Raw genomic sequence first — 17634 nt, forward strand, 5'->3', positions numbered from 1 at the left:
GCGTCACTTCGTTTGCGTCGCTTGAGGCTCACCCTTGGACCACCAGGTCTCCGGCAGGTAGCCGGACAGCGCGGTAGCCCTTGGCCGTTCTATCCGATTCCAGCGCGCGATCCATTGCTCGGATACGTTAAACAGCGGGATTGTGTAGCAGCCCGCGATCAGGGCGCGGTCGAGCGCGCGCACCGCCGAGACGAATTCCGTATGTTCACGGGCCTCCAGCAGGGCGCCGATCATGGCGTCGATGGCGGGATCCCTGGCGCCCATGTAGTTGCGGGTCCCCGGATTGTCGGCCGCAGCGCTGCCCCAATAGAAATACTGCTCGTTGCCGGGCGACAGCGACTGGTCCCAGCGGTTCTGGATCATGTCGAACTCGTAAGCGAGCCGGCGCTGGTCGAATTGCACGGGATCGACCGCGCGCACGCCGGCCTCGATGCCGGCGCGCCTGAGGTCGCGCTGGAAGGCGAGCGCGATGCGCTCCTGGTCGCGGGTCGTGACCATGATCTCGAACGTGAAGGGCGCCCTGGTCGCGCGGTTGCGCAGCACGGTGCCGTCGAGATCGTAGCCGGCTTCCGACAACAGTTTCAGCGCGGCCCGCAGCGTGGTGCGGTCGCGGCCCGAACCATCGGTCACGGGCAGGCGGTAGCTGCCGTCCATGATCTCGGGCGGGATCTGCGCGGCGAACGGCTTGAGCAGCTCGCGCTCGCGCGCATCCGCAGGCCTGCCATAGGCCGAGAGCTCCGAGCCGGCGAAATAGCCGGCGACGCGCGAGTAGAGGCCAAAGAAGTAGTTGCGGTTGACCAGCTCGAAATCGAACAGCAGCGTCAGGGCCCGGCGCACGCGGATGTCGGCAAAGATCGGACGGCGGCTGTTGAAGACCAGGAATTCGGAAGGCTGCGGCACGCCGGGCTTGACGGTGTCGCGGATCACCTCGCCGCTTCTGGCGGCCGGAAAGTCGTAGCCGTCGTGCCAGCGCAGCGGCTCGTTCTCGACGCGGAAATCGTAGAGGCCGCGCTTGAAAGCCTCGAACTGTCCGTTGGCCTCGCGGAAATAATCGAGCCTGATCTCGTCGAAATTGTAGAGCCCGCGATTGATGGCGAGGTCGCGGCCCCAATAATCCGGATTGCGCGTGAGCGTCACGCTGGCGCCGGGTTTCACCGCCGTGACGCGGTAGGGGCCGGAGCCAACCGGCCCCGTTAGCGTCGTCTCCTCGAAGGTCGCGACATCGACCGCATGCTTCGGCAGGATCGGCATCAGGCCGAGGATCAGCGGCAGCTCCCGGTCATTGGCCCCGGTGAGATCGAAGCGGACGGTGAGGGGATCGGTTGCCTCAGCCTTGGTGGCCTTGGCATAGTATTGCCGCAGGTTCGGGCGGCCGCGGTCGCGCAGCATCTGCCAGGAGAACAGCACGTCCTCGGCCGTTACCGGCTTGCCGTCGGAGAAGCGGGCGCGGGGATCGAGGCGGAACGTCACGAAGGTCCGGTCGTCGTCGGTCTCGACGGACCTGGCGAGCAGGCCGTAGAGCGTGAACGGCTCGTCCTGGCCGCGCGCAAGCAGGCTCTCGACGACGTAGCTGCGCATCTGATGCACGGGCAATCCCTTCACGATGAAGGGATTGAGACTGTCGAAGGTTCCGAGAATGCCCCAAGTCAGCCGACCGCCCTTACGGGCATCGGGATTGGCGTAGGGCATATGGGTGAAATCGGCGGGCATCGCCGGCTTGCCGTGCATGGCGATGGCATGGGCCTCCTCGGCCCGTACGGCGCCCGCCGACAGGCCCCAAGTGAGCGCACAAGCGAGCGCAAGGGCAAGCATGCAGAGGCGGAGACCGGGGCCCTCGAAGAGGCGCTGGAACATGAACATCGGCACACGTTGATTCGAGGACCGGCGGGCCTGAATCCTATCACAGGGAATTTCACTGGGCGCAGCTGCGGATGTGGTCAAAGACGCTTGTCGGCATTGATCTTTTCGTCGGCCACGCTAAGAAGGCACCCAATCGCGTAAGAGCGCCGAGCCCGTCACTTATCCGCCTCAATTGACGGGGAGAGAGCCGCGCCCAAGGCGGCTTGGTTCGGTGCTTCGGAGCGGTTCGGGCACTTCCCGTTCAGAAAGGGTTTTCTGCAATGAATTTCTGTTATTTGGCCGCGTCCGTCCGGCCGCGCGGGCGACTTCTCGCCTTGTTGACGGCGACGGCATTGGTCGTCCCGTTTGCCGCCGAAGCCCAGACCCCGGCGCCGGCTCCCGGTGCGCCCGCCGCACCCAAGGCGGCTCCGGCCCCGAAGGCGGCTCCGAAGGCTGCCCCCAAGGCTCCGGCACCCGCCCAGGCGCAGCCGGCCCCGCAGGCTCCCGCAGGCGCTCCGGCGCAGCAGGGCGCGGCCCAGCCCGCCGACCAGCAGATCCAGCTGATCTACGCCCCCTGGACCAAGTTCTGCCTCAAGGGCCAGGACGCCAACGCCAAGCAGGTCTGCTTCACCGGCAAGGACGGCCGCATCGAATCGGGCCAGCCGGTCATCGCCGCCGTGATCATCGAGCCGGAAGGCGAGCCCAAGAAGATCCTGCGCGTGACGCTGCCGCTTGGCATGCAGCTGGTCCACGGCACCCGGATCATCGTGGACAGCAACGCACCGCTGCAGCAGCCCTATGTGATCTGCTTCCAGAACGGCTGCATGTCCGATTACGAGGCCACGCCCGAGCTCATCAACAGCATGAAGAAGGGCCAGAATCTCGTTGTCCAGGCGATCAACGCCAACGGCGCGCCGCTGACCCTGCCGCTGCCGCTCGCCGGCGAATTCCAGAAGGCCTATGACGGTCCGCCGACCGATCCGAAGGTGTTCGAGGAAACCCAGAAGAAGCTCCAGGAAGAGCTTCAGAAGAAGGCTGACGAGCAGCGCAAGAAGCTCGAGCAGCAGGGTGGCGCGCCCGGCGCTCCTCCGACCGCCCAGAAGTAATTGGGACCAGATCCCGGACATGAAAAAGGCGCTCATTCGAGCGCCTTTTTTGCTGACCCGCCGTGTCCGGGCGAAGATCAGTTCAGCGACGGATTGCGCGGGCGATAGCCGCCGGTCTTGTCCTTGATGAAGATCTCGGCGACCTGGGAATGCCGGACCGGCTCGCCGGAATCGTCCGGCAGCAGGTTCTGCTCGGAGACATAGGCGACGTATTCCGACTCCGCGTTCTCCGCGAGCAGGTGGTAGAACGGCTGGTCCTTGTGGGGCCGCACCTCCTCGGGAATCGACAGCCACCACTCCTCGGTGTTGTTGAATTCCGGATCGATGTCGAAGATCACGCCCCGGAACGAGAAGATCCGGTGGCGGACGACCTGTCCGATCTGGAATTTGGCGGTCCTCGCTTTAATCATTCCCCGTCGATAGACCAGGATTGTGGCCGATGCTAGTGGCCTTAGCGGGAATTAACCTTCGCGTAAGGGGCGGATAGCCCCCAAGTCCTCAGAAAACACTTCATCAATGGTCGATATCCTCAATCTGGCTCTACCTTATTTCGGCCTGATCTTCGTTGGTTTCGCCTGCGGCAAGGTCAAGGCCTTGCCGGAATCGGGCCTCGCCTGGATGAACTTCTTCCTGCTCTACGTGTCGCTGCCGGCGCTGCTGTTCGCGATCATGTCGAAGACGCCGTTTGCCGAGCTGAACAACCCGCCGTTCCTGATCGCGACCACGCTGTCGACAGTGGCCGCATTCACGCTCGCGCTGGTCGTCGGCAAGGTGCTGGGACGTCTGACATTGCGCGAGGCGACGCTCGCCGGTCTCTCCGGCGGCTACGGCAACATTGGCTACATGGGACCGGGGTTGGCGCTCGCGGTGCTCGGGACAAAGGCCGCGGCGCCGACCGCGCTGATCTTCTGCTGCGACAGCATCTTCCTGTTCACGATCGTGCCGCTCCTCATCGAGCTCTCCGACCGCGACCATCCCTCCATCGTGCATGCCTTCGGCGTCGTGCTGAAGCAGATCGTGCTCAACCCGCTGATCATGTCGGCCTGCTTTGGTGCGGCGGTGGCCGCACTCCACATCGAGCTGCCGGTGGCGCTCGACCGCACCATCACCTTCCTCCAGAACGCGGCCGCGCCGACCGCGCTGTTCGTGCTCGGCGTGACCGTGGCGCTCCGTCCGTTCGACCGCGTGCCGTGGGAGGTGCCCGGCGTGATTGCGGTGAAGCTCCTGATTCATCCGCTCGCAGCGTTCGGCCTGATGCTGGCATTCGGCCCGTTCGCGCAGCCATGGGCCGCGACCGCCGTGCTGATGGCCTCGCTGCCGCCCGCGCTGAACGTGTTCGTGATTGCACGGCAGAACGATGCCTGGATCGAATCCGCCTCCGTCGCCGTGCTGCTCGGGACGTTCGCGTCGGTGGTCACGCTGACCAGCGTGATGTGGGCGATCCAGACCGGACGGCTGGCGTTTCCGTGAGGGCGTTCGCAGCGCGATGGGATTGAGGTTCGTCGCTTGCCGCTCGGCAGGTGCGCTCCCTCTCCCGCTTGCGGGGGAGGGCTGGGGAGGGGTTGTCTCCGCTGCGGCCAATCCCTCAATCCAAAAATTTGGCTTCGTAGAGCTACCTTCGCCAGGTCGGCGTCAGACCCTCGCGCATGGCGAAACGCCGTAGCGGGCCGATGGCGCCGAGCAGGTGCATGCCGATGGCGCGGACCGGCTGGAGCGGCAGGAAATCGTTGAGCAGGGAACGGTTGGCGATGTCGATCGCAAAGGTCCGGCTCAGGATGTCGGGCCGCCGGGCGCGATCGTAGCGCTTGAGCACGTCGTCCGCGCCGGGATCCTGGCCCGCCGCGAGCGCTTCGCCCGCAAGCCGCGCAATGTCGGCGGCATCGCGCAGGCCGAGATTGAGGCCTTGGGCGCCGATCGGCGGGACCACATGGGCGGCTTCCCCGACCAGCGCGATGCGGTCGCGGCCGAAGGATCTTGGACGCTCGATCGCCAGCGGAAACAGGTTGCGCCCGGGCTCGACCGTCATGCGTCCCAGGATCGAATGCGACTGCTTCTCGATCGCGGCGGACAGCTCCTCGTCGCTCAGGCCGCGCAACCGCTCGGCATCCGCGGGCGCCGAGACCCAGACGATGCTGGAGCGGTCGCCGGGCAGGGGCACGAACACGCAGGGACCGTGCGGCGTGTGGAACTCGGTCGAGACGTTGCGATGCGGCCGCGTGTGGCCGACGTTGAAGGTCAGCGCGGTCTGCGTCAGCTCGCGCCGCGTCACGGCGACGCCGGCAGCCTCCCGGCAGAGCGAATGCCGGCCGTCGGCGCCGACCACGAGCCGGGCCGAGAGGAATTGCGCGGAGGCCGTGCGGATTGCGACATCATCGGCTTCGATGACGACGCTCTCGGCCTCGTCGTCGAAACGGACGATCCCGGGCAGCTCGGCCGCGCGCTCTTCCAGCGCCAGCATCAGCGAACGATTGTCGATGTTGTAGCCGAAGGCGTCGAGCCCGATTTCGTGACAGGAGAAACGGACCTCCGGCGCGCGGAACAGCCGGCCGGTGTCGTCGACGAGCCGCATGACCTCGAGCGCGGCCGCCTTGTCCCTGCAGCGCTGCCAGACGTCGAGGCTCTCCAGGAGATCGACGGAGGCCCCCAGCAGCGCGGTGGTGCGATTGTCGGCATAGGGCAGGCGCCGTGCCACCAGCGCGGTCCGTGCTCCGGCCTGCGCCAGCGCAATGGCCGCGCTAAGGCCGGCCGGTCCGCCGCCGATCACGGCTGCGTCAAAAAGTGTCGATGCGTCTGTCATGGAACGACAAATGACACGCCCCGCGGCAAATTCAAGCCCACCTATTTTTCCTAGGTTTTATGGCGAATTGTGCAACCGGGCACCGCAATGGCTTATGTGCAAATCGGTCTCATTCTGATAGCAGAAGCCATGGACAGCCGAGAGGATTCCCTGAAGCCGACACCCGCGATCCGCGCCGCGGCGTTCTCGGTGCACATCTTCACCGCCTTCGGCGCGGCGCTCGCGCTGCTCGCGATGCTGGAGGCCGTGCGTGAGCACTGGGCGGCGATGTTTCAATGGCTCGGCGTCGCGCTGATCATCGACGCGATCGACGGTCCGATCGCGCGCCGGCTCGACGTCAAGAACGTGCAGCCGAACTGGTCGGGCGACGTGCTCGATCTCGTGGTCGACTTCGTCACCTATGTGTTCGTGCCGGCCTATGCGATCGTGGCGAGCGGGCTGTTGCTGCCGGTGGCGGCGCCCTTGCTCGGCGTCGCCATCATCGTCACCAGCGCATTGTATTTCGCCGATCTGCGCATGAAGGCCGACGACAATCACTTCCGCGGTTTCCCGGCGCTGTGGAATGCGGCAGCGTTCTATCTGTTCCTGCTGCACTGGTCGCCGCTGTGGTCCACGCTGCTGGTCACGGCCCTGGTGGTGCTGACCTTCGTGCCGTTCCACGTGCTGCATCCGGTCCGCGTCGTGCGGCTGCGCTGGCTGACGATGTCGCTGATCGGGCTCTGGGCGGTGCTGTCCCTCTACGCGCTGGAGATGGACTTTCACGTCGGTATCGGGGTGACCGCCGCGCTGTGCGCGATCGCGCTCTGGATCAGCTTCAGCGACGCGTTGATCCGCTTCGCAAGATCCTTCGCATGATGCATCTGATCACCAGCCCCGAGGCGTGGGCCGCGCTGCTCACACTGACCTCGCTCGAGATCGTGCTCGGCATCGACAACGTCATCTTCCTGTCGGTGATCGTCTCGCGCATCCCCGAGCAGCAGGCGAACCGCGCCCGCCAGATCGGGCTCGCGCTGGCGCTGATCTTCCGCATCATCCTGCTCAGCGTGCTGGTCTGGCTGATCGGCCTGACCGCGCCGGTGTTCTCGTTTGCAGCTAACGACTTCTCCTGGCGCGACCTGATCCTGATCGGCGGCGGCCTGTTCCTGATCGCGAAGGCAACGCACGAGATTCACGCCGAGGTCGAGGCCGATGACGACGAAGGCGATGAGCAATCCGGCGGCAGCGCCTTCTTCTGGGTGATCGTCCAGATCATCGTCATCGACATCGTGTTCTCGCTGGACTCGATCATCACCGCGATCGGCATGGCACAGGACATCGAGATCATGATCGCGGCTGTCGTGATCGCCTGCCTGATCATGTACATTTCGTCCGGGCCGGTGTCGCGATTCGTCGCGGAGCATCCGACCACGAAGATGCTGGCGCTGGCCTTCCTGGTGCTGATCGGCGTCGCGCTGGTCGCGGACGGATTCAAATTCCACATCCCGCGTGGCTACATCTATTTCGCAATTGCGTTCTCGGCGGCGGTCGAATTCTTCAACGTGCTGGCCAAGCGCAATCGCAAGAGGGCGAGCAAGCCGGCGGTCTAGCCGTTCCCGTGGGCGTTGAGTTGACAAGGCGGGCGCGATGCCTTTCGCTCAGCCTTGGAGAAGAGGAGGTCAGACGATGACCAAAGCCGTCCGGGTGCACAAGGTCGGGGGCCCCGAAGCCCTGGTCTATGAGAGCGTCGACGTACCGGCGCCCGGCCCCGGCGAGGTGCGCATCCGCCAGCACGCGGTGGGCCTCAACTTCATCGACGTCTACTACCGCACCGGCCTCTACAAGGCGCCGGGGCTGCCCTTCATCGCCGGCAACGAGGCCTCGGGCGAGGTGGTTGCGGTCGGGCCGGGCGTCACGCATTTCCATCCCGGCGACCGCGTCGCCTATTACCACAACCTGGGTGCCTATACCGGCGAGCGCAACCTCCCCTGGGAGAAGCTGGTCAAGCTGCCCGACCACATCACCCACGAGCAGGGCGCCGTGCTGATGCTGAAGGGGCTGACGGTCTGGTATCTCCTGCACAAGACCTTCAAGGTCGAGCCGCACCACCGCGTGCTGATCCACGCCGCCGCCGGCGGTGTCGGCCTGCTCGCCTGCCAGTGGGCGAGCGCGCTCGGCGCCCATGTCATCGGCACGGTCGGCTCGCGCGAGAAGGCCGAGCTCGCGGAAGCCAATGGCTGCGACCACGTCATCCTCTACAACGAGGAGGACTTCGTCGCCCGCGTGAAGCAGATCAGCCGCAACGAGGGCTGCGACGTCGTCTATGACGGCGTCGGCAAGGCGACCTTCCCGGGCTCGCTGTCCTGCCTGAAGCCGCGCGGCATGTTCGTCTCCTTCGGCAATGCCTCAGGCCCCGTGCCGCCGTTCTCGATCTCCGAGCTCAACAATCACGGCTCGCTGTTCGCGACGCGGCCGAAGCTCAACGACTATATCGGCACCCGCAAGGAGCTGCTGGAAGGCGCCGACACGCTGTTCGCCGCCGTCATCAACGGCAAGCTGCACGTGCCGATCAACCATGCCTACGCGCTGAAGGACGCCGCGAAGGCGCATGTCGACCTCGAAAGCCGCAAGACGACCGGCGCGTCGATCTTGAAGCCGTAGCTCTTTCGGCATCGACGGTTTCGTAGTGTGGGCAAAGGCGCGGAGCGCCGTGCCCACCATTCTTCATTGCGGTGAGAAATGGTGGGCACGCTTCGCTTTGCCCACCCTACGCGACGCGCCGCGCGGCCCCAGCTTTCGTCAAGATCCCGTCGAGACAATCGACCATCTCGGCGATCTCTCCCTTGGTGACGTTGAGCGCCGGCATGAAGCGCAGGGTGTCGACCTGCGGCGCGTTGAGCAGCACGCCGGCCTCGAACGCCTGGGCGACGATGCCAGGCGCGATCGGCAGCTTGAGGTCGAGCGCCAGCAGCAGGCCGCGTCCGCGGACGCCGCCGAGGCCGTGCCGGGCCGAGACCTTCTGCAACTCGCTTTCGAGCAAGAGGCCGGTCTCGGCGACCGACTTCAGGAAGTCGGGCCTTTTGACCTCCTCCAGCACCGCAAGGCCCGCGGCGCACATGATCGGGTTGCCGTTGAACGTGCCGCCCTGGTCGCCGTGCTCGAAGCAGGAGGCGCTTTCGGTCGCAAGCAGGGCTGCGAGCGGCACGCCGCCGCCGATGCCCTTGCCGAGCGTCATGATGTCGGGCGAAATCCCGGCGTGCTCATAGTGGAAGAGCTTTCCGGTCCGGCCCATGCCGGTCTGGATCTCGTCGAAAATGAGCAGCAGGCCGTGCGCCTCGGTCAGCGCGCGCAGCTCCCTCAGGAAGGCATCGGTCGCCGGCCACACGCCGGATTCACCCTGGATCGGCTCGAGCATCACAGCCACCGTGTTGGCGTTGATCAGCTGTTCGACCGAGGCGATGTCGTTCAGCTTCGCCTTCTTGAAGCCTGATACTTTCGGCTCGAACAGCGGCTCGAACGCCTTCTTGCCCGAGGCCGACATCGTCGCCAGTGTCCTTCCGTGGAAGCCGCCCTCGAAGCTGATGATCTCGAACGCGCCGCCTTTGTGCAGGCTGCCGTATTTGCGCGCGAGCTTGATCGCGCCCTCATTGGCTTCCGCCCCCGAATTGGCGAAGAACACCTGGTCGAACGCGCTGTTCTCGACCAGCGCCTGCGCCAGCTTCAGGCTCGGCTCGTTGTAGAACGCCGGACTCGGCGTCAGCAGCCGCTTGGCTTGAGCTGCGAGCGCGTCCGCGATCGCCGGCGGGGAGTGACCGAGGCAGTTGACGGCCCAGCCCTGCACGAAATCGAGATAGCGCTTGCGGCCGTCGTCCCAGAGGTAGGAGCCGGCGCCGCGGACGAACACGGCCTTGGGCCGTGCGGTGATGTCCATCAGCGCGTCATACGGATGGGTGGCGGTGGTCATGTCGAACTCCTCTGGAGGCGGGTGGAATCGGGGCGCAAAAAGCAAGAAGGCCGCACTTTGCGGGTGCGGCCTTCTCGAAAACTATGCTGAATTTGAGTGCTTCAGCGGCGTCGTCGGACATGGCGCAACCCATCATCGTCGCGGGTGCGACGACGGAAAGCTGCGCGGCGGTGGGTCCGAGAGTTGATCATGGGGCGCGTCCGTACAGCCGAATGCCAGGACTTGTCAAGCGGGGCGTTTTGCAAGATTCCTGCCGGCCGTGCATCGGCGATGACGAGTTCTTCACTCTACGCCGTATCGGGCGAACACTTCGGCGATGCCGGCGTTGATCGCTTTCGCCGCTGCGATGTCGCGCTCGGCGCCCTCGTTGTCGCCCTTCTTCCGCTTCGCAAGCCCGCGGCCGTAAAGTGAGCTGTCGAACTTCGGCCTGGTGCCCAGCGCTGCGTCATAGTCGGCAATCGCCGCGTCGAGATTGCCGAGCTTGAGATAAGTGAAGGCGCGGCTGTCGAGCGTATCGGGGTCGTTGGGCTGCATCCGCAGCGACTGCTCGCAATCGGCCAGCGCCTCCTGGAAGCGCCCGAGGATCGCGCGCGTCATGCAGCGCGAATTGAACACGCCGGCATAGCGCGGATTGGCCTTGATCGCGCGATCGTAATCCTCCAGCGCCAGCGCATAATCGTGCTGGTCGAAATACATGTCCGCGCGGCCGCTGAGATCGGTGTCGTTGTTCGGATTGAGTGCGATCGACTTGCCGAAATCGGCCAGCGCCCGCGCCCGGTCGCCCTTGTCGCGATAGATCCGCGCGCGATTGCCGTAGGCCGGCCCGTAATCGGGATCGAGCTTGATCGACATGTCGAAGTCGTCCAGCGCGCGATCGGCGTCGGTACGCTCGCGATAGGCGGTGCCGCGGTTGTAATAGGCGAGCGCGAATTTCGGATCGAGCTTGATCGCCTGGCTGTAATCGGCCATCGCGCGCTCGTAGTCGTCCTTGCCGATGTAGGAATTGCCGCGGTTGTTGTAATAGAGGGGATCACCGGGCTCGAGCCGGATCGCGCTCGTATAGTCCGCGATGGCATGGTCGCGATCGCCGAGTTCGTCATAGACAATGCCGCGATTATACCAGGTGATGGCGTCCTTGGGATCGAGATCGATGGCGCGGTTGAGGTCGGCCAGGGCGCGCTCCCTGTCCCCCTTGCGCCGGAAGATTTCGCCGCGGTTGGCAAGCGCGCGCGCATGGGATGGGTTGGCTCTCAGCACCGCCGAGCAGCCGGCGAGGCGCTGCTCGTCGCTGATCTTGTCGGTGGCAAAGCACCATTGCCGCGCCTGGGTGGGTGACGGGGACTGGGCAGCGGCGGGAAGCGCGAGCAGGATCAACGCTGTGCCAATCGCGTACAGCCCGCTCCGGATACCAACCTTGTGATTGTATTTCATCGATCACCGCATAGAAACCATTGAGCCTCTAGCGCGTTTGTGATCAACGGACGCCAATTGGTTCGAACCGAACGTGACTCGGTTCAGACCAAGGGAGACGGGACCAACCAGACAGTTTTCAGCCTTGTCCGATACCACTTACCCGATTGACCTCGACAGCATTCGCGGCGCGTTCCCGCCGGGAATCGAAGCGCCGACGCTGCTGGTCGACTTTGCCACCTGGCTCAAGGGGCGCCCCTGGGGCAGCGTCGGCTGCTTCTCCCTGCAGGGCCAGTTCTCCGATTCCGCACCGATCGTCGATGGCAGTCCATTGCGCGACAGGTTCTCGCTTTTCATGCGCTTGCCCGACGGCTCGGCTGTCGGCGGCTGGTATGGCGCCGGTCTCGATCGCGACAACCCGCCGATCGTCGGACTGGGGTCGGAGGGCGATTACGAGCTGCTCGCACCGAGCCTCGATGGGCTGCTCGCCAAACTGACGTCGCAAGCCTTCGACAGGGCCTGGAGCGATCTCAAACCGCATGAGGAGGTCGAGTGCCAGACGGTCGAGCTCGCGCGATGGCTCGCCGGACGGCCGGCCGGCGAGCCGGCTGCTCCGGACGACGGCGCCTCTGAGCTGCCCGACTTCCGCGGCTTCGTGGAAAAATGGAGCCGGGATCGCGAGGACTATTGGGCCAACCACCGGCTGATGGCCGAGCTTGGCTGGCGGCTTGCCGCCCATCTGCCCAAGGGCAAGAATCCCTGGGACAAGACGCGTTTCGAGATCGCGATCGTAGGTAGCCAATATCAGGCGCGCGTGCTGACGCGGGGACCGCAGCCGTTCGAAGAAGCAGGCTCGATCGAATCCCTGCTGCGCGATCTGCGCGAGGGGATGCGCCGCGCGCAGCCCGAGCTCGGCCTGTGGTACGTGATGAATTTCGGGCTCTATGCCGATGGCCGCATCATGCCGAGCTTCGAATACGATTTGCGCCCGACCATCGACGGCGAACCGGCGAAGCTGTCTGAGGCGAAAGCCGATCTCGCCCGCGCCCCACGCCCGGAGCGCTGGGTGCCGAAATGGCTGGCGGCATCCTGAAGCTCGGAATCCCGTGATGCTGCCGCCCGCCCGGCGCGCCGAAATCTTCTGCTGTCGTGCCGACTTGACCTCGCGGGAACGGCACCTTCGATCCCCCTTGACTTAGAGCGCGCTCGAAGGGGTATCTGTACGTGCGTCAGTACGAGAACAGGCACCCATGAAGATCGGCGACCTCGCAAAACGAACCGGCTTGTCGACTCACACGTTGCGTTATTACGAGCGCATCGGGCTGCTGCCATACGCAGACCGGGATCGTTCCGGCCAGCGTGACTTTGACGCATCGATCCTCACATGGATCACATTCATCGGTCGGCTCAAGACCACGGGAATGCCGATCCGGGACATGTTGCGTTATGCGGCGCTTCGTGATGAAGGCGAAGCCACCGGGCCAGCCCGGCGGCAGATGCTGGAAATCCACCGGGAACAGGTTCGCACGCAGATTGCCGAACTTCAGGAATGCCTGCTCGTCCTTGATACCAAGATCGCCGGCTATGCGGGCGACGAACAGAGGACGAAGGAAAATGACGCACGCCCAAACACAAGCCGAAAGCCGCTTCGATCGCGGCCAGCGGGCCCTGTCACGCATTGACGGCAGAGCTGGCGAAAAGGTCGTCGCCTCACTCGCCGACATCGCTCCGGATTTCGCGCGATACGTGATCGAGTTTCCTTTCGGCGACATTTACAGCCGCCCGGACCTCGGCCTGCGCGATCGAGAGATTGCGACGATCGCCGCGCTGACGGCGCTCGGAAATGCTGCGCCTCAGCTCAAAGTGCATATCGAGGCGGGTCTGAACGTCGGGCTGTCTCGCGACGAGATCGTGGAGATCATCATGCAGATGGCCGTCTATGCGGGCTTCCCGGCGGCGGTGAACGGGCTGTTCGCAGCCAAGGAGGTGTTTTCCGCGCATGACGGACGGCAGGCGCCGGAAGAAGCGACATGATGGATGGCAAGACGCAAGAGCTTGGCGAGAGCTTCAATCGGCCCGGCTTAGGCATCGTAGCAGACGGCCCCGATGCACTCCTTGCAATCAACAACGGGGCTGGCGTGGTGGCGGGCGGCGTCGTGAACCTCAGAACCCCGCGACGCTGCCGTGCAGGTCGTACTGGTCGGCGCGCTCGATCTTTGCGGTGACGATCTCGCCGACACGCAGGGGGCGGCGGCTCGACAGGTAAACCGCGCCGTCGATCTCCGGCGCATCGGCCTTGGAGCGGCCCTTGGCGACGGTCGGCCCGACCTCGTCGATGATGATCTGCTGGCGCGTGCCGACCTTGCGCTTCAGCCGGCGCGCGGAGATCTTCTGCTGGCGGGCCATCAGCGCGTTGTAGCGCTCCTGCTTGACCTCTTCCGGCACCGGGTTCTCAATCGCGTTCGACGTCGCGCCGGCGACCGGCTCGTACTTGAAGCAGCCGACGCGGTCGATCTCGGCTTCGTCCAGCCAGTCGAGCAGATAGGCGAAATCGGCATCGGTCTCGCCGGGGAAGCCGACGATGAAGGTGGAGCGCAAAGCGAGATCGGGGCACTCTTCGCGCCAGCGCTTGATGCGCGCCAGCGTCTTGTCCTGCGCCGCCGGACGCTTCATCGCCTTCAGCACCTCGGGGCTCGCGTGCTGGAACGGGATGTCGAGATAGGGCAGCACCTTGCCCTCATTCATCAGCGCGATGACCTCGTCGACATGCGGGTAGGGGTAGACATATTGCAGGCGGACCCAGGCGCCGAGTTCGCCGAGCTCGCGCGCGAGGTCGAGGAATTTGGCGCGGACCTGACGGTCCTTCCACGGGCTCTCGGCGTATTTGAGGTCGACGCCGTAAGCCGAGGTGTCCTGCGAGATCACCAGCAGCTCCTTGACGCCGGCGCCGACGAGGCGCTCGGCCTCGCGCAGCACGTCATCGGCCGGACGCGAGACCAGGTCGCCGCGAAGCTTGGGGATGATGCAGAAGGTGCAGCGGTTGTTGCAGCCCTCGGAGATCTTCAAATAGGCGTAGTGGCGCGGCGTCAGCTTGATGCCCTGCGGCGGCACCAGGTCGAGATGCGGATTGTGCGCCGGCGGCAGCGCGCGGTGCACGGCGTCGAGCACGCTCTCATATTGCTGCGGGCCGGTGATGGAGAGCACGCCCGGATAGGCCTGCTCGATCTGCTCGGGTTCCGCGCCCATGCAGCCTGTCACGATCACCTTGCCGTTCTCGGCCATGGCGTCGCCGATCGCCGACAGCGACTCCTGCTTGGCGCTGTCGAGAAAGCCGCAGGTATTGACGATGACGATGTCGGCGCCATCATGCCTGCGGGCGAGCTCGTAGCCCTCCGCGCGCAGGCGCGTGATGATGCGCTCGGAATCCACCAATGCCTTGGGACACCCGAGTGACGTGAATGAAATGCGGGGCGCTCTGTCCATCGTATCGCCTGGAGCCTAGATCTGAATTGTCCGGATTTAGCGATCCAAGTAATTGAACCGATGGCGAAATTCAATAACTAACCTATGGGCCGGTTCCGATCGTGTGAGCGGAGGAGCCGAGATGGATTGCTCCAGCGTGCACGTTTTCGTTGTTGTTCTGTTCTTGCGTATTTCCACGGAGCTAAACTGCGATGCGCCGCTTCATCTTCAGCATGGTTTTCGCTGTCATTTCCTGGAGCGCGATGTTTCCAGCGCGGGCTGAAGTCGACAAGATATTACGTGTTTGCGACGGGCAAAAAGGCCTCTGCCCGGAATTCAGGCCGCGCGTGAAGGCGCCCGACGGGTGGACGAGAGACGAGGCCGCAAGCCTCAAATACGGCGCCTCCATGTTCGTGCCTAACGGGAAGAGTTTCGGCAAAGCCGAAGTGATCATCTATGCCGACGGCCGCTACAACAAGGATCGGACCGAACTGGTTCAATGGGTCGCAACCAGCGATCAGGATTGGGCGGCGACGTCCGGCAAGAATGCCAAGATCACCTCGCTTCCCTCGGCCAGCCCCGGTGTCATCATCAACCGGTACGACAATCCGTCCCTGAAGGATCAGCCGTTCGAAGTGATCGCGCATTACGTTGATGTCGACAAAGACGGCAATTCCTACGTCGTGCGCCTGGCGGTCTCCGGCAAGAACGAGAGGGCGGTGCTGGCCGCCGTGCCACTTCTCGACAGGATGATAGCTGGTGCGAAGAGTCCGTAAGAGCGTAAGCCGAGATGGCAGCCGCGGTCGTGCGGGAGTGGGCGGCTTTGAAAGTTTACATTCGTTGTCTCAGGGTCACCCGAGCGACACGAAGCTGACCTTGGGCGCAGCCGTCTGATCCATATCTGATCTGCCTGATTGACCGGCCTGAGCTAGTCCCAATTGCCCATAATTACAACCCTTTGCATCGCCCTCCGGCGTGCTATGGATGAATCACCTGCCGTGAGTGAGCCATGAGCGCCGAACAGTCGCCCAAAATCGTGATTGTCGACGAGAGCCCGATCCGGGCTGCGATCCTGGAGGAGGGGTTGCGGGAGGCCGGATTCACCCAGGTCGTCCATATCCGCGAGATGCAGAGCCTGCTCGCCCGCATCTATGCGGTGGATCCCGACATCATCCTGATCGATCTGGAAAACCCCAGCCGCGACGTGCTGGAGGCGATGTTCCAGGTCAGCCGCGCCGTGAAGCGGCCGATCGCGATGTTCGTCGACCAGAGCGATTCAGCCTCGATTCAGGCCTCGGTCGAGGCGGGGGTGTCGGCCTACATCGTCGACGGGCTGAAGAAGGAGCGCATCAAGCCGATCCTCGACCTCTGCGTGTCCCGTTTCAACGCCTTCGCGAAACTCCAAGAGGAGCTCGAGCGCACCAAGTCGCAGCTCGAGGACCGCAAGATCATCGAGCGCGCCAAGGGCATCCTGATGAAGGTGAAGGGCCTCACCGAGGACGAGGCCTATGTGCTGCTGCGCTCGACTGCGATGCGCGAGAAGAAGAAAATCGGCGAGATCGCCCAGTCGATCATCACCGCATCGGAGATGCTGAAATGACTGGACCGCTCCGCATCGGGTTCATCCCGCTGGTCGATGCTGCAGCCCTGATCGTCGCCGTCGACAAGGGTTTTGCCGCCGCTGAAGGGCTCGATGTCGAGCTGGTGCGCGAGGTGTCCTGGTCCAACGTGCGCGACAAGCTCAATATCGGCCTGTTCGATGCCGCGCATCTGCTCGCGCCCGTCGCGATCGCGTCCTCGCTCGGGCTCGGTCATGTCAAGGTACCGATCGCCGCGCCCTTCAATCTCGGCATCAACGGCAATGCGATCACGGTGTCGCCGACGCTGCATGCGGCGCTGATGGAGGAGATCGACGGCGACCGCTTCGATCCGCTTGTCACCGCGAAGGCGCTGGCGAAGGTGGTCGCCACGCGGCGCAAGCTAGGTGCCGATCCGCTGACCTTCGGCATGACCTTCCCGTTCTCGACCCACAATTACCAGCTGCGGTTCTGGATGGCGGCGGCCGGCGTCGATCCGGACGAGGACGTGCGCCTCGTCGTGCTGCCGCCGCCCTATATGGTCGAGAGCCTCAAGAGTGGTCACGTCGATGCCTTCTGTGTCGGTGCGCCCTGGAACTCGGTCGCGGTCGATCTCGGCATCGGTCATATCCTGCATTTCGTCTCCGACATCCTCGTGCGCGCCGCCGAGAAGGTGCTTGCGGTCCGTCAGGTCTGGGCCGACAAGAATCCGGATGTGGTCGCAGCCCTGGTGCGTGCGGCCGTGAAGGGCGCCGAGTTCATCGAGCAGCCGGCGAACCTCGCTGAGGCGGCGCAGATCCTGGCGCAGCCGGAGCGGATCGGTGTCGATGCGGAGGTCATCCAGCGCACCCTCACGGGACGCCTGAAGATCTCGCCGGACGGCACATTCCGCGAAAGCGGCCGCTACCTGCTGGTCGGACGCGAAGGGGCAGGGCGCCCCGAGCCGGTCCAGGCCGCCTGGCTCTACGCCCAGATGGTGCGCTGGGGGCAGACGGCACTGACGCCTGACGGCGTCAAGACGGCCATGGCCGTGTTCAGGCCGGATCTCTACGACGCCGCCGTTGGCCGCCAGGCGCCCGCTGAGGCGCCCGCGGCCTTCGGCGCGTTCGCCGGACCCGCCTTCGATCCCGACAACATCCGGGGCCACCTCGAGGCCTTCGAGGTCGGCCGCTGGAAGGCCTGATTCGTTCCTCTGCATCGTTTTTGAGCATCGGGTGGCGGCGGCTAAATTTTAGGCCGAGTGCTCGAATTTCGTGTGAGTTCCAGGACCGGCATTTTCCGGGGTCGCCCGTATCACATTGAAATATCGACAGTTTCTCTTTCAAGAAAGCTGGCACGCAACTTGTATGTTGCACTGCGGCCAGCTTGTCATTGGTGCCTGCTGAGCCAAGTCCCACAGCAACGAAGCTGATTGGACCGTCGGGTTGCGAAGCTGGCTCAAGCCGCCAGCCGAGTTCCCCGCGGGTCGCGCAATTGTCCGTCGATACCACCGAGGTGGCCGCA

General features: G+C 64.6%; 17 protein-coding genes. 11 read left to right on the forward strand and 6 right to left on the reverse strand.

Annotated elements, in window-relative coordinates; all coding sequences use genetic code 11:
• Positions 1 to 3: 3 nt before the first annotated feature.
• On the reverse strand, positions 4 to 1860 hold the full coding sequence (locus tag QA649_RS23505; RefSeq protein WP_283026077.1) for an extracellular solute-binding protein: 1857 nt from the start codon (positions 1858 to 1860) through the stop codon (positions 4 to 6).
• A 260-nt stretch (positions 1861 to 2120) separates the two neighbouring features.
• Here QA649_RS23505 and QA649_RS23510 point away from each other — a divergent pair, with 260 nt between their 5' ends.
• Entirely contained in the window at positions 2121 to 2945 is an 825-nt protein-coding gene (locus tag QA649_RS23510; RefSeq protein WP_283019280.1) for an invasion associated locus B family protein, read from the forward strand.
• 77 nt (positions 2946 to 3022) lie between these two features.
• On the opposite strand, the gene hspQ is transcribed toward QA649_RS23510, so the two are convergent.
• Positions 3023 to 3355 carry a heat shock protein HspQ gene (gene hspQ, locus QA649_RS23515; protein WP_018642057.1) on the reverse strand — a complete coding sequence of 111 codons (333 nt, stop codon included), beginning with the start codon at positions 3353 to 3355 and terminating at the stop codon, positions 3023 to 3025.
• Positions 3356 to 3461: 106 nt separating this feature from the next.
• Here hspQ and QA649_RS23520 point away from each other — a divergent pair, with 106 nt between their 5' ends.
• Complete coding sequence (locus QA649_RS23520) at positions 3462 to 4415, forward strand: AEC family transporter (RefSeq protein ID WP_260424089.1); 954 nt, start codon at positions 3462 to 3464, stop codon at positions 4413 to 4415.
• Positions 4416 to 4557: 142 nt separating this feature from the next.
• Here the strand turns inward: QA649_RS23520 and QA649_RS23525 are convergent, their stop codons facing one another.
• The gene (locus QA649_RS23525; RefSeq protein WP_283019281.1) at positions 4558 to 5742 is read right to left on the reverse strand and encodes a UbiH/UbiF family hydroxylase; all 1185 of its coding nucleotides are present in this window, start codon (positions 5740 to 5742) and stop codon (positions 4558 to 4560) included.
• Positions 5743 to 5829: 87 nt separating this feature from the next.
• Between QA649_RS23525 and pcsA the strand changes: the two genes are divergently transcribed.
• The 3 genes from pcsA to QA649_RS23540 all read left to right on the forward strand — a co-directional run bounded on the left by pcsA (position 5830) and on the right by QA649_RS23540 (position 8379).
• Positions 5830 to 6597 (forward strand): phosphatidylcholine synthase, encoded by a 768-nt coding sequence (gene pcsA, locus QA649_RS23530; RefSeq protein ID WP_283019282.1) that lies wholly within the window; start codon positions 5830 to 5832, stop codon positions 6595 to 6597.
• Positions 6594 to 7328 (forward strand): TerC family protein, encoded by a 735-nt coding sequence (locus tag QA649_RS23535; protein WP_283019283.1) that lies wholly within the window; start codon positions 6594 to 6596, stop codon positions 7326 to 7328. The genes pcsA and QA649_RS23535 overlap by 4 nt, the downstream gene beginning before the upstream one ends.
• A 76-nt stretch (positions 7329 to 7404) precedes the next feature.
• Positions 7405 to 8379, forward strand: a complete 975-nt coding sequence (locus QA649_RS23540) for a quinone oxidoreductase (protein WP_283019284.1) — start codon at positions 7405 to 7407, stop codon at positions 8377 to 8379.
• A gap of 106 nt (positions 8380 to 8485) precedes the next feature.
• Here QA649_RS23540 and QA649_RS23545 read toward each other — a convergent pair whose 3' ends face one another.
• Entirely contained in the window at positions 8486 to 9682 is a 1197-nt protein-coding gene (locus QA649_RS23545; protein ID WP_283019285.1) for an acetylornithine transaminase, read from the reverse strand.
• A 282-nt stretch (positions 9683 to 9964) separates the two neighbouring features.
• On the reverse strand, positions 9965 to 11113 hold the full coding sequence (locus tag QA649_RS23550) for a tetratricopeptide repeat protein (RefSeq protein WP_283019286.1): 1149 nt from the start codon (positions 11111 to 11113) through the stop codon (positions 9965 to 9967).
• Positions 11114 to 11237: 124 nt separating this feature from the next.
• Here QA649_RS23550 and QA649_RS23555 point away from each other — a divergent pair, with 124 nt between their 5' ends.
• The 3 genes from QA649_RS23555 (at position 11238) to QA649_RS23565 (ending at position 13126) form a co-directional block, all read left to right on the forward strand.
• Complete coding sequence (locus QA649_RS23555) at positions 11238 to 12185, forward strand: hypothetical protein (RefSeq protein WP_283019287.1); 948 nt, start codon at positions 11238 to 11240, stop codon at positions 12183 to 12185.
• Positions 12186 to 12342: 157 nt separating this feature from the next.
• Positions 12343 to 12774 (forward strand): MerR family transcriptional regulator, encoded by a 432-nt coding sequence (locus tag QA649_RS23560; protein WP_212336369.1) that lies wholly within the window; start codon positions 12343 to 12345, stop codon positions 12772 to 12774.
• Positions 12707 to 13126 (forward strand): carboxymuconolactone decarboxylase family protein, encoded by a 420-nt coding sequence (locus QA649_RS23565; protein WP_283026078.1) that lies wholly within the window; start codon positions 12707 to 12709, stop codon positions 13124 to 13126. The genes QA649_RS23560 and QA649_RS23565 overlap by 68 nt, the downstream gene beginning before the upstream one ends.
• Before the next feature lie 129 nt (positions 13127 to 13255).
• Here the strand turns inward: QA649_RS23565 and rimO are convergent, their stop codons facing one another.
• Positions 13256 to 14575 (reverse strand): 30S ribosomal protein S12 methylthiotransferase RimO, encoded by a 1320-nt coding sequence (rimO, locus tag QA649_RS23570; protein ID WP_283019288.1) that lies wholly within the window; start codon positions 14573 to 14575, stop codon positions 13256 to 13258.
• A 191-nt stretch (positions 14576 to 14766) separates the two neighbouring features.
• Here rimO and QA649_RS23575 point away from each other — a divergent pair, with 191 nt between their 5' ends.
• From QA649_RS23575 to QA649_RS23585, 3 genes are all read left to right on the forward strand, one after another.
• Positions 14767 to 15330: a hypothetical protein gene (locus QA649_RS23575; protein ID WP_283019289.1), complete on the forward strand. Its 564-nt coding sequence runs from the start codon at positions 14767 to 14769 to the stop codon at positions 15328 to 15330.
• 233 nt (positions 15331 to 15563) lie between these two features.
• Entirely contained in the window at positions 15564 to 16154 is a 591-nt protein-coding gene (locus tag QA649_RS23580) for an ANTAR domain-containing protein (RefSeq protein WP_008564898.1), read from the forward strand.
• Positions 16151 to 17314 carry a CmpA/NrtA family ABC transporter substrate-binding protein gene (locus QA649_RS23585; RefSeq protein WP_283019290.1) on the forward strand — a complete coding sequence of 388 codons (1164 nt, stop codon included), beginning with the start codon at positions 16151 to 16153 and terminating at the stop codon, positions 17312 to 17314. Before QA649_RS23580 ends, QA649_RS23585 begins: the two co-directional genes overlap by 4 nt.
• The last annotated feature ends 320 nt before the right edge of the window (positions 17315 to 17634 follow it).

This window comes from Bradyrhizobium sp. CB1717 (genome assembly GCF_029714325.1).
Lineage (GTDB): Bacteria > Pseudomonadota > Alphaproteobacteria > Rhizobiales > Xanthobacteraceae > Bradyrhizobium.